This window comes from Fibrisoma montanum (assembly GCF_003583365.1).
GTDB lineage: Bacteria > Bacteroidota > Bacteroidia > Cytophagales > Spirosomataceae > Fibrisoma > Fibrisoma montanum.
In genome coordinates, this window is sequence record NZ_QXED01000001.1 from 629327 (window position 1) to 647143 (window position 17817).

15 protein-coding genes are annotated in these 17817 nt (G+C 55.0%); 9 read left to right on the forward strand and 6 right to left on the reverse strand.

Annotated elements, in window-relative coordinates; all coding sequences use genetic code 11:
- Window positions 1-26: 26 nt before the first annotated feature.
- Together DYU11_RS02640 and DYU11_RS02645 are read left to right on the forward strand one after the other, a co-directional pair.
- On the forward strand, window positions 27-794 hold the full coding sequence (locus tag DYU11_RS02640) for a pentapeptide repeat-containing protein (protein WP_119666081.1): 768 nt from the start codon (window positions 27-29) through the stop codon (window positions 792-794).
- Window positions 795-915: 121 nt separating this feature from the next.
- Window positions 916-2094, forward strand: a complete 1179-nt coding sequence (locus tag DYU11_RS02645) for a DUF748 domain-containing protein (RefSeq protein WP_119666082.1) — start codon at window positions 916-918, stop codon at window positions 2092-2094.
- A gap of 6 nt (window positions 2095-2100) precedes the next feature.
- Here the strand turns inward: DYU11_RS02645 and DYU11_RS02650 are convergent, their stop codons facing one another.
- Window positions 2101-2955 (reverse strand): sterol desaturase family protein, encoded by an 855-nt coding sequence (locus tag DYU11_RS02650; protein ID WP_119666083.1) that lies wholly within the window; start codon window positions 2953-2955, stop codon window positions 2101-2103.
- 95 nt (window positions 2956-3050) lie between these two features.
- Window positions 3051-3317: a hypothetical protein gene (locus tag DYU11_RS02655; RefSeq protein ID WP_147367872.1), complete on the reverse strand. Its 267-nt coding sequence runs from the start codon at window positions 3315-3317 to the stop codon at window positions 3051-3053.
- Between the two features lie 281 nt (window positions 3318-3598).
- Between DYU11_RS02655 and DYU11_RS02660 the strand changes: the two genes are divergently transcribed.
- Window positions 3599-4855, forward strand: coding sequence for an SGNH/GDSL hydrolase family protein (locus DYU11_RS02660; protein WP_119666085.1), 1257 nt, complete (start codon window positions 3599-3601; stop codon window positions 4853-4855).
- Between the two features lie 54 nt (window positions 4856-4909).
- Here DYU11_RS02660 and DYU11_RS02665 read toward each other — a convergent pair whose 3' ends face one another.
- Both DYU11_RS02665 and DYU11_RS02670 read right to left on the reverse strand, forming a co-directional pair.
- Complete coding sequence (locus tag DYU11_RS02665) at window positions 4910-5617, reverse strand: acyltransferase (protein WP_119666086.1); 708 nt, start codon at window positions 5615-5617, stop codon at window positions 4910-4912.
- Window positions 5614-6852, reverse strand: a complete 1239-nt coding sequence (locus DYU11_RS02670; RefSeq protein ID WP_119666087.1) for a glycosyltransferase — start codon at window positions 6850-6852, stop codon at window positions 5614-5616. The genes DYU11_RS02665 and DYU11_RS02670 overlap by 4 nt, the downstream gene beginning before the upstream one ends.
- Window positions 6853-6939: 87 nt before the next feature.
- On the opposite strand from DYU11_RS02670, the gene DYU11_RS02675 reads away from it, so the two are divergent.
- From DYU11_RS02675 to DYU11_RS02700, 6 genes are all read left to right on the forward strand, one after another.
- Window positions 6940-7764, forward strand: a complete 825-nt coding sequence (locus DYU11_RS02675; RefSeq protein WP_158600205.1) for a TolC family protein — start codon at window positions 6940-6942, stop codon at window positions 7762-7764.
- Window positions 7765-7885: 121 nt separating this feature from the next.
- Window positions 7886-9988 carry a GumC family protein gene (locus DYU11_RS32930; protein WP_147367873.1) on the forward strand — a complete coding sequence of 701 codons (2103 nt, stop codon included), beginning with the start codon at window positions 7886-7888 and terminating at the stop codon, window positions 9986-9988.
- A 6-nt stretch (window positions 9989-9994) separates the two neighbouring features.
- The gene (locus DYU11_RS02685; RefSeq protein ID WP_119666090.1) at window positions 9995-11353 is read left to right on the forward strand and encodes a lipopolysaccharide biosynthesis protein; all 1359 of its coding nucleotides are present in this window, start codon (window positions 9995-9997) and stop codon (window positions 11351-11353) included.
- Complete coding sequence (locus DYU11_RS02690) at window positions 11337-12806, forward strand: O-antigen ligase family protein (protein WP_119666091.1); 1470 nt, start codon at window positions 11337-11339, stop codon at window positions 12804-12806. Before DYU11_RS02685 ends, DYU11_RS02690 begins: the two co-directional genes overlap by 17 nt.
- Before the next feature lie 30 nt (window positions 12807-12836).
- The gene (locus DYU11_RS02695) at window positions 12837-14069 is read left to right on the forward strand and encodes a glycosyltransferase family 2 protein (RefSeq protein ID WP_119666092.1); all 1233 of its coding nucleotides are present in this window, start codon (window positions 12837-12839) and stop codon (window positions 14067-14069) included.
- A gap of 36 nt (window positions 14070-14105) precedes the next feature.
- Window positions 14106-15299: a glycosyltransferase family 2 protein gene (locus DYU11_RS02700; RefSeq protein WP_199736654.1), complete on the forward strand. Its 1194-nt coding sequence runs from the start codon at window positions 14106-14108 to the stop codon at window positions 15297-15299.
- On the opposite strand, the gene DYU11_RS02705 is transcribed toward DYU11_RS02700, so the two are convergent.
- Window positions 15269-16501, reverse strand: a complete 1233-nt coding sequence (locus DYU11_RS02705) for a glycosyltransferase family 2 protein (protein WP_119666093.1) — start codon at window positions 16499-16501, stop codon at window positions 15269-15271. The two genes, DYU11_RS02700 and DYU11_RS02705, sit on opposite strands and share 31 nt — an antisense overlap.
- Window positions 16502-16624: 123 nt before the next feature.
- Complete coding sequence (locus DYU11_RS02710) at window positions 16625-17764, reverse strand: glycosyltransferase family 4 protein (protein WP_119666094.1); 1140 nt, start codon at window positions 17762-17764, stop codon at window positions 16625-16627.
- Window positions 17765-17817 lie beyond the last annotated feature (53 nt).

Here is a 17817-nt window from a genome sequence, read left to right on the forward strand (position 1 = left end):
TTTACCATAAACACAGATAACCCCCCATGAAAACCCTGCTTACTTCATTTCTGCTTGCCCTCGTTGCGCTATCGCCGGTATGGGCCCAGCAAACAGTCGATGCCAAAGACATCATTGCCAAACTAAACCGCAAGGAAGCCGTTTCGTACCAGAACGTAACCATCAACGGTGACCTTGATCTCACCAGCCTGGCAAACCGCAAACTGGATAGGGAAGGCAACTGGGTAGGTGAGACCGAGTTTTACCGCAGTACGGTGGAGGTTCCGGTTTCTTTCCGAAACTGTACGTTCCGCGGCAAATTCCTGGCGTATTACTCGGAGGAAAACAAATTCACCAAAAACACCAACAAAGTCTTCAACGCCGACTTCCGCGAAGCCGTAACGATCGAGAACTGTACGTTCGAGGACGACGCTGCGTTCAAGTACTCCGACTTCCGGCAACGGGCCCTGTTTACCGGCAATACGTTCCGCGAACTGGCTTTGTTCAAATACGCCCGCTTCAACGATGCGGCTGATTTCAGCGGTTCAAAATTCCGGGGGTATGCCGACTTCAAATACACGAAGTTTAACGAAGCCTCGGCCTTTGGACGGGCTACGTTTGGCCGGTACGCCGATTTCAAGTACACTAAATTCGACGAACCGGCCGATTTCCGGGATGCCCGCTTCTCGGACATGGCGAGTTTCAAATACACCCACATGCCCCGCGGCACAACCTTCGACAATGCGGCTTTCGAGGGCAAAGCCGACTTCAAGTACGCCACGCTGGGCGGACGTAAGTTTTCGCCGGATCGTTAAGGTTCTTTCCCAAGAATCAACTACTCATCGAAAAGCCTTCCGGCGGGGAGGCTTTTCGGTTGTTGTAACCCTACGCGTGTTTTTTAGTTTTACTATCCAGTCACCAACGGTATGAACTGCTTTGAAACGGACAGGAAAAATTTTACTGGCACTTATTGTGCTGATTATCATAGCCCGGCTGCTGCTGCCCTACTTCGTGCTTCGGTACGTCAACAAGGTATTGGCCGACATGGGCAGCTACACGGGCCACATTGAGGATGTAGACATCTCGCTGCTGCGGGGTGCCTACCAGATCGACGATCTACGGATTCGTAAAATCAACGGCAAAATCAAAGAGCCGTTCCTCTACATACCCAAAAGCGATTTATCCATCGAGTGGAAGTCGTTGTTTAAAGGCAGCCTGGTGGGCGAAGTAGAATGCTACGGGCCTGAACTCAATTTTGCGTTCAGTGAAAACGAAGCCGCCAGCCAGACAGGGGCCGAAGTTGACTGGACCCAACTGGTTAAAGAGCTGTTGCCGATCCAGATCAACCGCTTTGCCATTTACGACGGCAACGTTGATCTGACGAGTTTGATCACTCAGCCCCGTGCCGACGTATCGCTGCAACGACTCAACGGCGAGATTCGCAACATCCGGAACGTAGAAGAAAAACCAGGGAGTTTACCCTCACCGGTGTGGGCCACGGGCAACATGCCCGGCTACGGAGGCACCATGCGTTTCGACGCCAACATGTATCTGCTCAAACCCCTTCCGGATTTTAACTATAACCTGGAGTTTCGGGATGTGCAGCTGGTTAAAATCAACAACCTGGCCCGCGAATACGCCAATCTGGATTTTGAACGGGGTACGGTCAGCGTCTACAACGAAATGGCCATGAACAACGGGAAGCTGGCCGGCTACATAAAACCGCTGACCAAGAACATGAAAATTTTCAAGCTCAATGAAAATGAAAACCGGAGCGTTGGGCGATTTTTCACCGAACTGGCGGCTCAGGTCGGAACGGCCGTGCTTAAAAATCAGAAGAAGGACCAGGTAGCCACCCGGATTCCGCTGAGCGGGACAGTCGAGAACATCGAAACTGCCGTTTGGCCAACCCTGTTCGGCGTACTGCGTAACGCGTACATCGAGGCTTTCCGGGGTGAGTTCGACAACACCATTACGTTTAAAGATGCTCTGGAAGACGTAAAAAACGATTTCAAGGCCAAGCGGGCCGAGCGCAAAGCCGAACGCCAGGAGCGACGCGAAGAACGTAAAGCCGAGCGTCAGGAACGCCGGGAGGAACGTAAGAAAGAAAAATAGCTTGGTCTATTTGCGCGTTTCGGGTCGTTCGCCGGTGGGTAGCCGCCAGTCGCGCTGCGGCCCAAACGGCATTTTCAGCAATTTGATGAACGTCAGTTCCTGTTCGTCGCGGTAAGCCGGTACGCCGATGTCGATCTGGTCCTGCGGAATATCCATCCGCCAGGAGCCGTGCAGCCGATCCCAGAACGAAAACACCGTGCCCCAGTTTGAATTCAGCTCGTCGCGGATGATGGAGTGGTGGATGCCGTGGAGCCGTGGGGTTATGATCACGTTACTCAGTACGTCCTCCAGCCGTTTGGGCAGCCGCGTATTGGAATGGTGAAACTGCGTGGCCAGCTCAAACACGGCTTCGTAGATCAGGGCCGTCCAGAAGCCAATCCCAAACCCGAGCACAACCAACGCCCGGAATACCGTCCCGATGATCATATCGGAAAAATGAAACCGTACGGCCGTCGATACGTCCATGTCGAGGTCGGTGTGATGAACGTTGTGAAATCGCCAGAAAGCAGGCCAGTAGTGCGTAGCCTGGTGCCACCAGTAGTAGCTGTAGTCGAACAGCAGAAAGCCCAGCGCCCCCTGTACATACAGCCACGCGCCCGTTTCGGGCAGCAGCCAGTGCAGCAGCCCAACGTCCTGCCGTTCGGCCCAGAGCGCCGTCAGCAGCGGCACGGGAATCAGCAGCAACCGAAACACGATGAACATCGGAATCGAAACCCCGACGTTACGTACCACCCGGCGCACGGTGCTGGTGCGCTGCCGACGTAACGGCCGACGCCACTGTATCCAGAGCAGCAGGCCGAAGGCTACCATCATCAGGGGAAAGATGACGAAATCAAAGGGAGGAAAGGGAAATAACGGCATAACAAAACGTTGAGCGGGTCATCGTACGGATAACCCGCTCATGACGGATAGGTTTGACAGTTCCGGCCGAAGTTTCGGTACCTGGCCCGGAGCGGCTACCGGACCGTATCGACGCGCGTGGCTCCTCCCCGGCGCAGCGAGTCGGGCGGAAGCCGACGCTGCCGGCGGTTGCGGGGCTGCGTCGTATCGTTCTGCATGGGTTTGCCCAGACCACTCTTTTTCATTTTGGTCTTAACGGGGCTGGTTGTGCGCGTATTGGTCGTTGAGGTCGACTGCTGCATGGTCGGCGACTGGCTCTGGGCCATTGCACTCATGGCCACGCCCAACCATAGCGATACACTTAAAAACAGGAAGCCTTTCATACCGTTGCTGATTGATTGTATGTAGTCAACAACTACCCCGCCCATAAGTTTACACCGTAGCGCCTGCCGGCAGGCGCTTGCCGATTATTACGAACTCAGGGCATTTTATTCAAGACCCGGTAAACATTTCGTGCGGCACCGGCAAAAGTATTTCCTCGTTGAACTTAACGTATAAAAATTTAAGCTATTTTTAGGACGATTACCTTTGTTGGTTTTGTTGAAGCCGCAAACCGTCTAAACAGGTTAATTAGGGAATTATTACAGGCACCAGGCCATTCCTTATGAACGCTTTTCTCTACGTAGTAGTCCCTGTCCTTTTATTCACTGCTTGCCGGCGAAACCAGCAAGAGCCTACCAAACCCGCTACTTCAAGCACCGCCGATTTCAGCCGGTATCTGGCCGTAGGAAACGCCCTGACGGCCGGATTCAGCAACGGTGGCCTTTACCGCGAGAGCCAGCTCAACGCCTATCCAAACTTATTGGCGCAACGGTTTCAATCCGCCGGTGGATCTGCCTTCGTACAACCCCTGTTCAACGAAGACCAGGCCAATGGGTCAGGCTATCTCCAGCAGACCAGCGGACCAGCCGTAGCCGGATTTCCCGCCCTTGGCTACGTCAGCAGCGGTACGGCCATCCGTAGCCGGAACCCGATGCTGTTCACCAAATACACCGGTCCGGCGCCGGCTAACCTCGGCATTCCGAACCTGCGGCTGGCCGATCTCAACACGGCTGGCTACGGATCAGCCCAGGGGAACCCCTTTTTCGAACGTTTACTGACCAGCGGACAGGAACAGACTACGTACCTTGACTACGTAAAAGCCCGCTCGACCGGCCAGAACGGGCACACGTTTTTCACCTGTTCAATCGGCAGCGATGACGTTATGGCATTCGTGACCAGTGGCGGGCGCGAAGCGATCACCAGCACGACCACTTTCACCACCCACCTTCGGCAGCTGCTCGACGTCCTGACGAGCCGGCAGGCCAAGGGCGTACTGAGCAACCTGCCCGACATTACGACGCTGGCTTACCTGAATACCCGCACCGTAACGGCCATGCAGGGGCCCAATAAAGTGGTTGTCTACATCCGAACCGGGCAGGGGGTTGTACGACCGGCTACGGCCGATGACCTTATTCTGAACGATGCCGATTCGATTGGGCTGGCGGGTAAGACAGGTTTGCAGAAAGGTTATTTTTCGGCGTATCCGCTCCACAACGAGGACGTACTGGATGCCGACGAGGTTAAACAGGCCCGGAACGCTGTTCAGGCGTTCAACAGCATCATCCAGGCCGAAGCCACGGCCCGTAACCTGCCGGTTGTCGACCTGTATGGTTTGTCCGGGCGACTGAAGGCGGGCCTTACGCAGAACGGCATCACTCTGAACACGACCTTCCTGACGGGCGGGTTTTATTCACTGGACGGCACGTATCCTACATCGCGCGGGTACGCCCTGATTGCCAACGAATACCTCAGTGTGATCAACAAAGCCTACCAGAGCAGCTTCAGGGCGTTTGAGCTTACTACGTTCAAAGGCGAGTAAACCACACGAGCGGCCCGCATGATCCCGCAGGCCGCTCGCCAAAAGTTGGTGAAACTACAGGCCTGATACAACCGGAACACCGTTCTGGGCCATGGGAATGCTGACCGACGAAGCTGGTACCGTACCGTTCTGATGGTTAGCAACGACCCGTACCCATTCTTTTTTATCAAAATCGTAGTGCTTTATTACCCGCGCCGGATTGCCGACCACCACCGAATACGGCGGCACGTCTTTGGTCACCACGCTGCCGGCCGCTACCACCGAATGCTTGCCGATACGGACACCGGCCGTTACGACCGCATTGGCGCCGATCCAGCATTCGTCCTCGATCACGACCAGGCCTGTCGTGACCGGTTGCTTGCGGATGGGCATCGTTACGTCGTCGTAGGCATGGTTAAGACCAGAAATCACAACGTGCTGAGCAATGATAACGTCGTTGTCGATCTGCACCGGACCGATCACCACCGAACCAATACCAACGCGGGTATTGGCTCCGACACTCACCGGTCCAACCCCGTTGTTGACAACGCAGTAATCTTCAATGGTTGCTCCTTCGCCCATCTGAAACGGCTGAAACGGCAGCACATCAAGCCGAACCGTCGGGCGAACAACCGCTCCGCGGCCTTTTGGATGCATGAACGGATTGACGAACCAGCTCACCCACCGCCGGGGGCGAGCCTGTCCTTTCGGAATGAGCAACCCATGGACGAACCACTTCAACCGCTCGTTTTGCTTAATCTGTTGTCCCAGTGACGCAATCATACAGTTACCGGTTTTTGTTGAATAACTTCCTGCACAGCCCGATCCAGAGCCGCCACCGAAGCAGCCCAGGTATGCGAGCGGGCAAATTGAATGCACTCATCCGGGCTGGCCGGCCCGCCATCGCGCAATGCCTTATCTGTTAAGGTAATAAAGGCATCCGGATTATCGGCCAGATAAACGTGCCGGCTGAACATGGCCATGGCTTCCGTCTGCACCGCCACCACGGGTTTGCCCATTGCCAGATACTCGTCGATTTTACGGGGATAGTTACCGACCGTAACGGGATTCAGTTGCTGCGGGTTCATCAGCACATCCATGTGATGCAGGTAGGCTGGTAATTCCTCGCCCGGTTTGGGTCCCAGAAAATGAACGTTACGTAGCGTATGCAGTCGGCTGCTCCGGAAAGCCTCGTCTTCGGGTCCGACCAGCACGAGTTGCCAGTCAGGGCGTTCGAGCGCCACAAACTCCAGCAGACTCAGGTCGAGCCGCAGGGCACTCAGTGCGCCTACGTAGCCAATACGCGGCCCCCGGACTCCGGCCAGATCGGCCGGAATGGCGTACGACTGCGCCGGATCGAACCGCGACAGGTCGCAGCCCTGCCCAATGTCGACCGAGCGCGGATTGTGTTCAGACGCCAGCCGGGCCAGATAGGCTGAGTTGGCCGCCACCAGATCGGCCTTTTTCATCAGCGCCGGTTCGAGCCGGGCACCATGCAGCTGCCAGTACTCCACCGCCAGCAGATTGTCGCGGCTGTAATAAATCATCAGTTCGGGTCGAAGCCACTCATCCAGGTAATAGCTCCGCAGCATATCGCTGTCGTTGAACAGCACGATGCGCGTAAAGCCCAGTTCCTGAATGGCCTGCTGGATTGATTGAGCCAGCCGCTCGTTATTTCGCCGGTTAAGCGAGTCAAACAGGCGTCCATCGGGCAATCGATTGATGGATTCCAGCGTAACCGTAGGATAAAAAGCCCAGAGCCGGTCTGAGACCTGTCGCAGACTGGGGTGAGCAGCGGATCTTACCCCACCGAACAGGGCGTTGATTCCCCCCCGCCGAAAAGCCGTAATTCGGTCTAATGGCGGGTTAACGTACAAAACGCGGCATTGTTTAGCCAGCTCCATTGCAATGTCGCGGCAATTACTCCCGATCACCGAATCAAAAGGTTGAAGCCCCACCACCACAATATCGTAGCCCGCTAACCCAGCCGGAATTGCATCGCTTACTAAATTTTCCATGGGCCTAATTCCCTTTGCCGTAACTTTCTGACAAAGAAATCAAATAATGCTCTTCCAACTACTACTCTTGCTATCATGAGGAAACGTATGTTTACTTTTCGGCCGGCAATTTTCTTTACGGCCTTCCGATTCGGGAAAATTTTGTTTTTGAGCATCTGGGCAGTGATGGGTGGTAGTGTGTATGCCCAAAACAAAGTATCGGGTGGCGAAGGAAGTCCGGCTGTTTCTTCAGTAGAAACATCTTCGATCGGCGACACGGTTTTCTTTGACCTACAGCGCAGTCTGGCTGACCAGCTGGTCCCTTTTGATAGCCTGGTGCAGGTTGGCCTTCGTAATTCGCCGGCTTTAAAAGAAGATGACGCGACCATTGAAGGTCGGCTGGCGCGGTACCGGTTCTCCAAAACAGTAATCTACCAGTTTGTCTATCCATTTGCCAACTATACAAATGGCAACCAGGCATTATATTCTGTCGGAACGTTCAACTCGAGCGATCAGTTTCAGCTCAGCAACGGCTATCGGCTGGGTTTACACGTTCAGATTCCGGTTGCCGAGCTGCTGGGACGCCGGCATCGTTTGCGGGAGGCTTATGCAGATTACCGGACGGCTGTTGCCAAGCGTGAAACCACCAAGCAACAGTACCGCCGGGAGCTTGTCCGGCTGTATCAGGCCCTGCTGACATCCCAGAAAATGCTGCAAATCCGGATTCGTGATGAACAAGCGACCAAGGTGGCATTCGATATTGCGGAACTTGAGTTCCAGGGCGGTAAAATCAATCCGGCCGACTTCGCCCGCGCCAGTAACCTGTATGCCACCGCACAGGCCGGCGTGGTTGAACAACGGGGCGCTTTCTCCCAATACTTTTATGAACTGGAAACACTGGTTGGTGTCTCCCTGTCTGATCTGAAAAAATAAGTATCCTTCAATTATCCGTATGAATATAGCTACGCTTCTCCGACTACTCAAACGAAATTTGATCTGGTTGTTGGCTCTGCCGCTTGTTACGGCTGTGACTGTGTACCTGCTTACGACAGATATGTCTGGGCAGTATGAATCAAATGCTACGTTATACACGGGGCTGGCATCAGGTTACTCGATCCGAAGCGATGAGCGAAAAGTAGATTTCTACGCCGTTGCCAACTCCCTCGACAATATCGTAACGACGCTGGCGTCTCCCAAAACAGCAGCTAAAGTAGGGCGTCGGTTGCTGGCCCGGCACCTGCTGCTGAAAAAGCCGGACCCTGCCATACTAGGCGAAAAAGGATTCAAAGCACTCCAGGAATCGGTTACCGATAGCGTACGGATGCTGGTTGTGGTACCCGGATCAGAAGATTCGACAACCGCCCGCATCGATCAGTTGATGAGCCGACCGGGCGTAAATGGTCTTACTGACCTGCTGTCGTCGGCTACGTCCCGTTACTCACCCGACGGCATTACCGAAAACCTGATCGCCAAGCGGGAAAACATGAGCGATATCATTTCGCTGAAGTACAAAGCCGACGATCCGGCCGTGACGCAGCAGACACTCAATGTCTTACTCGACGTATTTGCGGATCGGTACATGGACAACAAAACGGCTGAAACCCGATCGGTTGTTCGATTCTACGAAAACAAAACGCGCGAAGCAGCCGCCAAACTTCAGGCCGCCGAAGCACAGCTACAGAGCTTTGGCGCGGGCAATGACATCATCAACTTCGATGAGCAGGCCCGCACGACTGCCGCCGGCCGCAGCCAGCTGGAAATGGAATACCAGCGGGAACTGATGAACAACCGCGGTGCAAAAGCCGGGGTGGCTTCGCTGGAAAAACGCATGAAAGATCGCGCCAATTACCTGACCACCAGCAACGAACTACGGGTTAAACGTGACGAGCTGTCGGCGGCCCAGGTTCAGCTGGCCAACGCCGAGGTAATGGGTCGCGACGCCAAAACGCTGGACGCCCTGCGAAGCCGCGTTACCCGTTTGACTACTGATGTGCAGGCAGTTGTGCAGAAGTATTATGGCGAAGGCAGCTCCTCAGACGCTATGCCGCAGGAGTCTCTGACGAACGAATGGCTTGGTAAAGTACTGGCTGCTGATGAATCGGCTGCCCGGCTGGAAGTATTCGAAAAGCGGCTCCGTGAATACGACGCATCGTTTAAAAAACTGGCTCCTCTGGGCCCGCAGCTAACTCACCTGTCGCGCGAGGTACAAGTTGCGGAAGAAGAGTACAAGGCGGTTCTGAATGGCCTGAACAAGGCGAAACTCGAGCAGAAAAGCGTGGAAATGGCCAGTCCGATCAATTCCATTGACCGCCCGGATTTTCCGCAGAAAGCCTCAAACGTTACCCGCTGGCTGATTATCGCCGGTTCGTTTATGGTCATGTTGTTCCTTGGCATTTTCGTGCTGGCGCTCCGGACCTGGATGAACAACCGCCTGCAGAACCCGAGCCGGACCGAGCAGATCACCGGCCTGTCGCTGGCAGCGGCCTTTCCGCTCATGCAGGGTCGGTTTGTTAACCGGTTGAAGTCAGTGAAACATTCGATGGTTGAGCAGCTCCGCAGTGCGATTGTGGTCGAACTGAGCCAGCAGAGCCGGCCGCAGCCGTATCTCATCACGATATTGAGCACCCGACCGGCGCAGGGCAAAACCTGGGTTGGTACGGCCCTGAGTGCCAAGTTTGCGGCTGCCGGCCACCGGGTTGCCTACCTGTATCCCGAAACCAGCGTACTGACGCCCGACGCAACCACATCAGCCGGCTTGTCGCGGGTTCAGGCCATCAGCTACCCTGTTCAGGACGACTTTGTGGACACACAACGGGCCGAGGTGCTGTTCGACGGTCAGACAGACCCGGTACCTACCGACTACGACTACATTTTCCTCGAACTGCCAAGCCTGATGGAAACTGCTATTCCGGCGCACCTGGCAGCACAGAGTAACGTATCGCTGGTTGTCGTTGATGCGCAGGCGGTCTGGACAAAAACGGATCAGTCGCTGGCCGATCTGTATCGCCGGGCTTCGCAACGGGGGTGCGTACTGGGTGTGCTGAACCGTGTGGATATGGTACTGATGGATGCCATGCCGCAACCGGAAACCAGCGGTCAACGGCTGGCGTTACCGGCCTCTACGACGCCCGCAACGGCCGTAGTCAAATCGGTGTAAGCGTTCATGCAGCTTTCTGTCAAACGCCTGAGCCGGCTTCTCCGAAGTAATGCGGTGATTTCGCTGATGGGCAATGGTGCATCGGCCGTGTTGGGGTTCGTCATGCTCGGCGTGCTAACCCGGCTGATGCCCAAGGATGAACTGGGGCGTTGGTTGCTTTTTCTAACGTACTTTACGCTCTTCGACGTAGTCCGGAACGGCTTCGTGCTCAACGGATTTATCCGGCACGCAACCGCCGAGCACACCAACGTACCGGTTTTCAGGCGTTGGGTTGGGGCTGCCTGGCAGCTGAGCGCTCTACTGACCGGCTCCGTCGCCCTGCTTGTTCTGGGACTGGCGGTGCTGGTACCGGCCGACTGGTTCAGCGATTCGGGCAACTGGTCCGACGGTTTTGGCTGGTTCTTGACGCTCATGCTTGTGTCCATGCCTGCGTCGCACAGTATGTGGTTCTGGCACGCTCAGTCCCGGTTCACGCCGATTCAGATCATTCGACCCGGTATTCAGGCGTTGCAACTGGTTCTGATCGGTGTTGGCTGGATGCAGTTCGGTCAACTCACCAGCACCTGGCTTTATCAGTCTTACGCCCTGGCTTACGGCAGCGTCAGCGTTGGTGTCGTGTTGTTTGGCGGGAGCCGGCTGCGGGACGTACGACTGGGTACCAAAGCGGAACGGCAAGCCCTGTTTGACTTCGGCAAATTTAGTACGGGTACCCTGCTGCTGTCGAACCTGCTGCGGAGTTCCAGTACGTTTCTGATCAGTGCGTTTCTGGGGCCGGCGGCCGTAACGGTCTATACCCTGCCCCAGCGGCTGCTGGAACTGGTTGAGATGCCGACACGCAGCATCGTGATTACGGCCATTCCTCAGCTTGTTGCGCTGCATCAGCAACAGAAGATTGGGCGATTTGCTGAGGAGTTTCACCGGCATGCCGGTCAGTTGTGGATTGCCTTGCTGCCTGTGGCGGTTGGTGGCTTCATCTTTGCCGAGCCGCTGGTAACGCTGCTGGGAGGGACCGGCTACGAAGACAGCGTGCTGGTGCTGCGCTTCTTCATGGTGTATGCGGCCCTGTTGCCCCTGGAGCGATACTCTGGTGTAGGACTGGATGCGTTAGGCTTACCGAATCGTAACCTCCAGAAGGTCATCATCATGTTGCTGGTCAATGTCATCGGTACGGTCATCGCACTGTATCTGTTTAAATCGGTAGCAAGCGTAGCGTTTGTTTCCATTGCCACCTTCTTGTCGGGACTGCTGCTGGGCTTTCGGATGATGAAGCCTCACGCGGCCGTCTCGCTACCGACTACTCTACGTGTCGGATGGCAGCAGGGAGGTTATCTTTTAAATCGCGTTCGTCATGAGTTTGCTCGCTGAATACCTCCCCGCCCCCAACGCCCGCGACATCAAATGGGCTATTATCGGCACTGCCGCTGCCATTGGCGTTGGGGTCATCATTGCCGTAGGTCAGCTATTCGCCCTTGCTGCTTTGATTGGCCTGCCTATTCTTATCGGCCTGGCTGGTATCTGCCTGACCCGTCCGCTGGCCGGTTTGATGATTTATTTCAACATCAATTTTTTCATACTTGGGCTGAGTCGCTTTCTACCCAATGCACCATACGGTCTGATGATTGACCTTATGCTGGTGCTTATTTTTATGGGTATATTTTTTACGACCAAGCGAACTGGCGAACACAGGCTCCGGAACCCGATTTTTTATCTGGTTCTGGCCTGGTTCATGTACACCGTACTGTTGTTTTTCAATCCGCTGTCGCAGAGTCAGGTGGTTTGGTTCTTTGCCATCCGGGGGCTATCCCTGTACTGGCTGCTGGTCGTTATTGCCGGTTTTTTACTGTTAGACAACCCTAAGCACCTATACTGGCTCGTTTCATGCTGGTTATTCTGGTCGCTGCTGGCCGCGCTATGGAGTTTCAAGCAGTATTACATTGGTCTGACCCCAGGCGAGCAGCAATGGCTGGCCGAAGGGGGCGCCAAGACGCACCTCCTCTTCGGAAAACAGTTCCGTGCCTTCTCGTTCTATTCCGATGCTGGGCAGTTTGGCGCTGATATGGCCCATGCCGCGCTATTTTGCGGTATCATGGTTATTGAATCCAAATCCTTTGCCCGCCGGCTACTCTTCGTTGTCCTGGCTGGGGTTTTCTTCTGGGGATTTGCCGTAGCAGGTACCCGCGGTCCGCTGTTTATCTTCTTCACAGGGCTGCCGCTGTATTTCATCATCAAGCGGAATGTACCGCTGATTGTCGTTGGTTTTATAGCGCTGGGGATGGCTTTTTATGTGCTGAAGTTCACCCGCATCGGCCAGGGTAACTATCAGATTCTTCGGATGCGTAGTGCGTTGAACCTGGAAGACAAATCGCTGGAAGTACGGATTGTGAACCAGCTGATCCTGATGGACTATCTGAAAGACAAACCCTTTGGCGGGGGCGTTGGGTCAGGTGGTGACTGGGGCCACCGATTTGCTCCCGACTCATTCCTGGGCCACGTGGCGCTCGACAGCTGGTTCGTGAAAATATGGGTGGAAGGCGGTGTCGTTGGGCTTATCTTCCACCTGCTGTCGCTCATAGCGATCTGTATTATAGCGTTTCGAAATATAAGCCGACTTCGAAATCCGCTCTTTAAATCCACAATGATTGCGCTTTACAGCGGCTTCGCCGGTATTCTGGTGGCGAGTTACGGAAACCAGCTCTTTGGCCAGCATCCAATCGATGCCGAAATGTATTTAACAATGGTCTTTTTTGCCATCTGTCCAAAGCTGGACAAGATGCTGCCGGGACCAGAACAGGAGCAGCCACGCTTTTCACTCTTTTGAGGAATTATTGCCTATACTATCCCCCTAGCCATGTTCGACTTAACCATTAACCATCCGTTCTTAGTCTTATTCACATTGTATCTGTTTTTCAATGTGTGCTATCTGACAACGTATGCATGGGCCGGTGTGCTGAAACGCCGACAGAGGGGACCACTGAAACCAGCCATCACCCATCGGAAGATCGCGGTGCTGATGCCGGCTTACCGGGAAGACGCCGTGATTGTCGATTCGGTACTGGCCAACCTGCGCCAGGAGTACCCAGCCGACCGCTTCGATATAGTCGTACTGGCTGACTCACTGCAGCCGGCTACGCTGACCACTCTCCGCGCCCTGCCCATCAAAGTGGTTGAAGTCGTGTTTGAGGTATCCAGTATTGTTAAGTCGGTCAACGCGGGGATCGCTGCACTGGCGGATACGCCGTATGACATTGCGGTGATGGCCGATGCCGACAATCACATGGCGGCCGACTTTCTGAGCCGCATCAATGCCGCCTTCGAGCAGGGCTGGCGCGTGGTGCAGGGCCACCGCACGGCCAAGAACACCAACACCCCGGTCGCCATTCTGGACGCCGTTAGTGAGGAGATCAACAACCACATCTTCCGCAAGGGGCACCGGGCCCTGGGGTTGTCGTCGGCGCTGATTGGCTCGGGCATGGCCTTCGAGTACAGCCTGCTCGAGGAACTGATGGCACAGTCCAACGCGTTGGGCGGCTTCGACAAGGAACTCGAAATGCGTATTCTGATGAACAAAATCAAGGTCGAATACCTTGAGGACGTCTACATTTACGACGAGAAAGTGCAGACGGGCCATGTGTTCGAAAACCAGCGGACACGCTGGATTGCCGCCCAGCTTCGTTACCTCCGGCTCGAACTCCGCTCCGGCATAACGGAATTGTTCCGGGGAAACATTGATTACGCCGACAAGGTATTCCAGACGATGCTCCTGCCGCGTCTTCTCCTGCTGGGGGTACTGGTGTGGTGCACCATTGTTTCGGTGATGATCAGCCAATGGCTTTGGTTCTGTATTTTTGCTGTGCAGCTCAGCTTGTTGCTTCTTACCCTTTACATATCCATACCGGGTACCCTTCGTCAACTCGTCAGCTGGCGGGAGTTGTTGCAACTTCCTATTCTATTTGTTCGTTACATTCGGTCTATTGCCCGGTACAGACGCGCCCGAAACCGCTTTCTGCACACGCCCCATGGCACTGTTCCCCTGACGGCCGGCAATAGCTCATTCGTTTCCAAGAGTTCACCCGTTAATTAACTCACGTTATAAATCGTTCATCTTACAATTCGTTGTATGACTACTTTCACTTTTCTGTTGGCTTGGGTAATTTATGGTTACACGGCGATCATCACCGCGTATCTGGCGGTGTATGCCTTTGCCGGCCGGTTACGTCGAAGCCGAACAGCGGCCCCCACCGCCAATCCTGCTACGTATCGTCGGATGGCGGTCCTGATTCCCGCCTACCGGGAAGATGCCGTCATTATTGAGTCCGCCAAAACGAATCTTCATCAACAATACCCATCCGATCGTTTCGACATCGTTGTCATTGCCGACTCGCTGCAGCCGGCTACGTTAGCCACGTTACGCGCCATGCCCATTAAAGTGGTTGACGTATCATTCGACGTGTCGACCAAAGCAAAAGCCCTCAACGCTACGCTGGAACAATTACCGGACGTCTATGATGTTGCTGTTATTCTGGACGCCGATAACCACATGGCGGCCGACTTTCTGAGCCGCATCAATGCCGCCTTCGAGCAGGGCTGGCGCGTGGTGCAGGGCCACCGCACGGCCAAGAACACCAACACCCCGGTCGCCATCCTGGACGCCGTCAGTGAGGAGATCAACAACCACATCTTCCGCAAGGGGCACCGGGCCCTGGGGCTGTCGTCGGCGCTGATTGGCTCGGGCATGGCCTTTGAGTACAGCCTGCTCAAGGAGCTGATGCCCAAGGTCAAGGCAATGGGCGGCTTCGACAAGGAACTCGAAATGCGTATTCTGAAGCAGAAAATTGGGGCCGAGTACCTCGAAGAAGCGTATGTATACGACGAAAAAGTACAGTCGGGGGCGGTGTTTGAAAAGCAGCGGACACGCTGGATTGCCGCTCAGTTCCGCTATCTGAAACTCAATGCCAAGCCCGGTTTTAAGGCGTTGTTGCAGGGTAATTTCGACTACGCTGACAAGGTATTCCAGACGATGCTCCTGCCGCGGATTCTGCTGCTGGGGGTGCTGATGGTGGGCTTCCTGATCACGCTGCTCGTCTGGGGCGACTTTCCGGTAGGCTGGTTTGTCCGGGTGCAGCTCGTGCTGCTGATGCTTACGTTCTACATTTCAGTGCCGAGCAGCCTGAAGTCGATGGTTGGTTTTACTGAACTCATGAAGTTACCGGGCCTGTTCATCCGCTACCTGCGTTCGGTCGTAAACCATCGCCAGGCCCGGCATACGTTCATTCATACTCCTCACGGTACCGACTCAAGCGCGGGTTCGTGAGCTGCATTTGGGAGATCGTCTGCCCGGCGGACTTTCTCCCAAATACCATTATGGCCTCCGCGGAGATACCGCACAAATCCCAGCAGCACACATACGTTCATGAACGTGAAGTAGAAAGGCACGAACAGGGCCTTATGCCGGATACGTCTGGCCTCCAGCTGGTAACCGGCGTAAGCAGCCGCGTAGAACGCGATCTGACCGACCAGCAGCAACCACCAGAACCAGTCACCACCGGCAGCAACAATCACCGCGTTGAGCAGCACCAGAACGGGCAGGCAAAACGGCGTAACGGCCCAGCGCATAGCCCGGTGCGATACGTACTGGAACGTCAGCCAGCCGTGCTTAAACGGATTCAGCAGATCCGTCAGGCGGGCAATCGACTGGAAGCCCCCCGCTGCAATCCGAACTTTCCGTTTACGCTCTTCAGATACCGAAAACGACGGACGCTCCATGGCATACGCTTCGGGTTCATACACCACCCGGTACCCTCGTCCGGCCAGCCGTAACGAAATCATGAAATCATCGAGCAGCGTATCGAATTCAACCGGTTCGTAAAGCGCGGTACGCATAGCGAAAAATTCGCCGGCTGCGCCCACCACCGTGTGCAGTTCCGTATCCAGTTTTTTCAGGAAGGATTCATACCGCCAATAAAGTCCTTCGCCGGCCCCAGCCGCGGTTTCGCTACTATCGGTCATGATACGTTTCTCACCGGCAACGGCCGCTACTTCAGGGTCCTGAAAATGCCGGACCGTGTTCCGGATAGCCTCCCGATTCAGCACCGTATTAGCGTCGGTGTAGATCACGAGTGGCGTTTTCACCTGCTTCATGGCCCGGTTCATAGCCTCAATTTTACCGAGTCGGTCACTCCCATCAATTACGTTCAGATTCGGATATTTAGCCTGTTCCTGCTTCAGATACGCAATGGAGCCATCGGTAGAGCCTTCGGCTACAAACAGTAAACTCAGTTTGTCGGCCGGATAATCGAGGCTGAGGCAATTGGCCAGTTTGTCGGGCAGGCAGCCCATTTCATTGTAAGCCGGCACAACCAGTGTCACATCCGGCAGGTAGGACGTGCGCCAGGCGGGTTCAGTATGGCCTTTGCCCAGCCGACGGCGGATTTTTACGATTGCCCATACCAGCATGCCATAGCCCAGGTACGTGTAAACGGCCAGAAAAAGAATGATCCAGAAAGCGATTTTCATAAGTAATGGAACGTCGGATAAACAAGACTTCTATACTACTCGACTGGGCAGCTTCCGGTCAGTCAGCATCATGCCCTAAACCAGAAACCGCCCAGCCTGACTTTGATTTCTATAGACTTTATACTAGGACAGCGATGCGTACACCTCCTGGTAGGTAGCCAGCACTTCGCGGGCGGTTCGCTGCCACGAGAAGGATTCGACCCGCCGGAGACCCTGCTCCACCTTTTGCCGCCGAAGCGCCGGATCCTTGTGCAGCGTAACCATCGCCTGGGTAATTTCCTCCGGGCGGTACGGATCGACCAGAACGGCCACATCGCCCCCTACTTCCGGCATGGAGGTGGTGGTCGACGTAATCACGGGGACGCCACACGACATAGCTTCCAGAATGGGCAGGCCAAAGCCTTCGCTCAGGGACGGATACAGATACAATTCGGCCTGGGCATAAAGACCGGATAAATCCTCCGCTTCGACAAAGCCAATAAAGCGCGTCCGCTCAGCCAGGTGCTCATTTCCCGGTTGCGCAATCAGTTCGTCCCAGAATACGGGTGGCTTACCGGTTACTACCAGCTCCACATCATCCGCAAGTTTTGTGAAGGCCCCAAAAGCGGTCAGGACGTTCCGCATATTCTTGCGCGGGTCGCGGTTGCCAAGGTAGAAGAAATACGTATCCGGGAGGTTGTACCGCTGCCGGATTTCGGGCAGTCGTTCTGGTTTCAGTGACTGAGCCAGCTTCGGACTAACCCCCAGGTACGACACCTGCACCTGCCGTTCGGGCAATTGAAACAGCTTCAGAATATCCTGCCGGGTGTATTCCGAATCGGCCAGGACGCGTCGACAGCGTTTCGCTACCTGCGGCACAATCAGTCGCCGGTACTGATTGCCCACCCGCTGATAAAGTGACGCCGTATTGTCGCCCGCTGTTTTTTCCATGTAAATCAAGTCGTGGATCGTGACCACCACCGGCGTTGTAGGAAAAAGCGGAGCCGTATTACTGGTACAATGCAGCACATCAACGCCATACTGTTTGGCTGCCCGGGGCAGATTGACCTGTTCCCACAGGGCGTAATTGCCGCCCGGAACGGTCACAATCCTGAAATTATCGGTTTCTTTCAGGCAGTCTTTGTCTTCGTCGTCTTTCACAAAAACGACGTACTCGTTCTTTTTATCCAGTTGTTGAAGTGCCTTAATCACCTCCAGCACGTAGATGTCCATTCCGTGCTTTTCTCGTCGAAACAGTCGCTGGCCTTCAATACCAATCCGCATGATTGAGTGGTTTATTTGGTTTACACAGTAGCGAAGAAAAAGTAGTGGCAAGG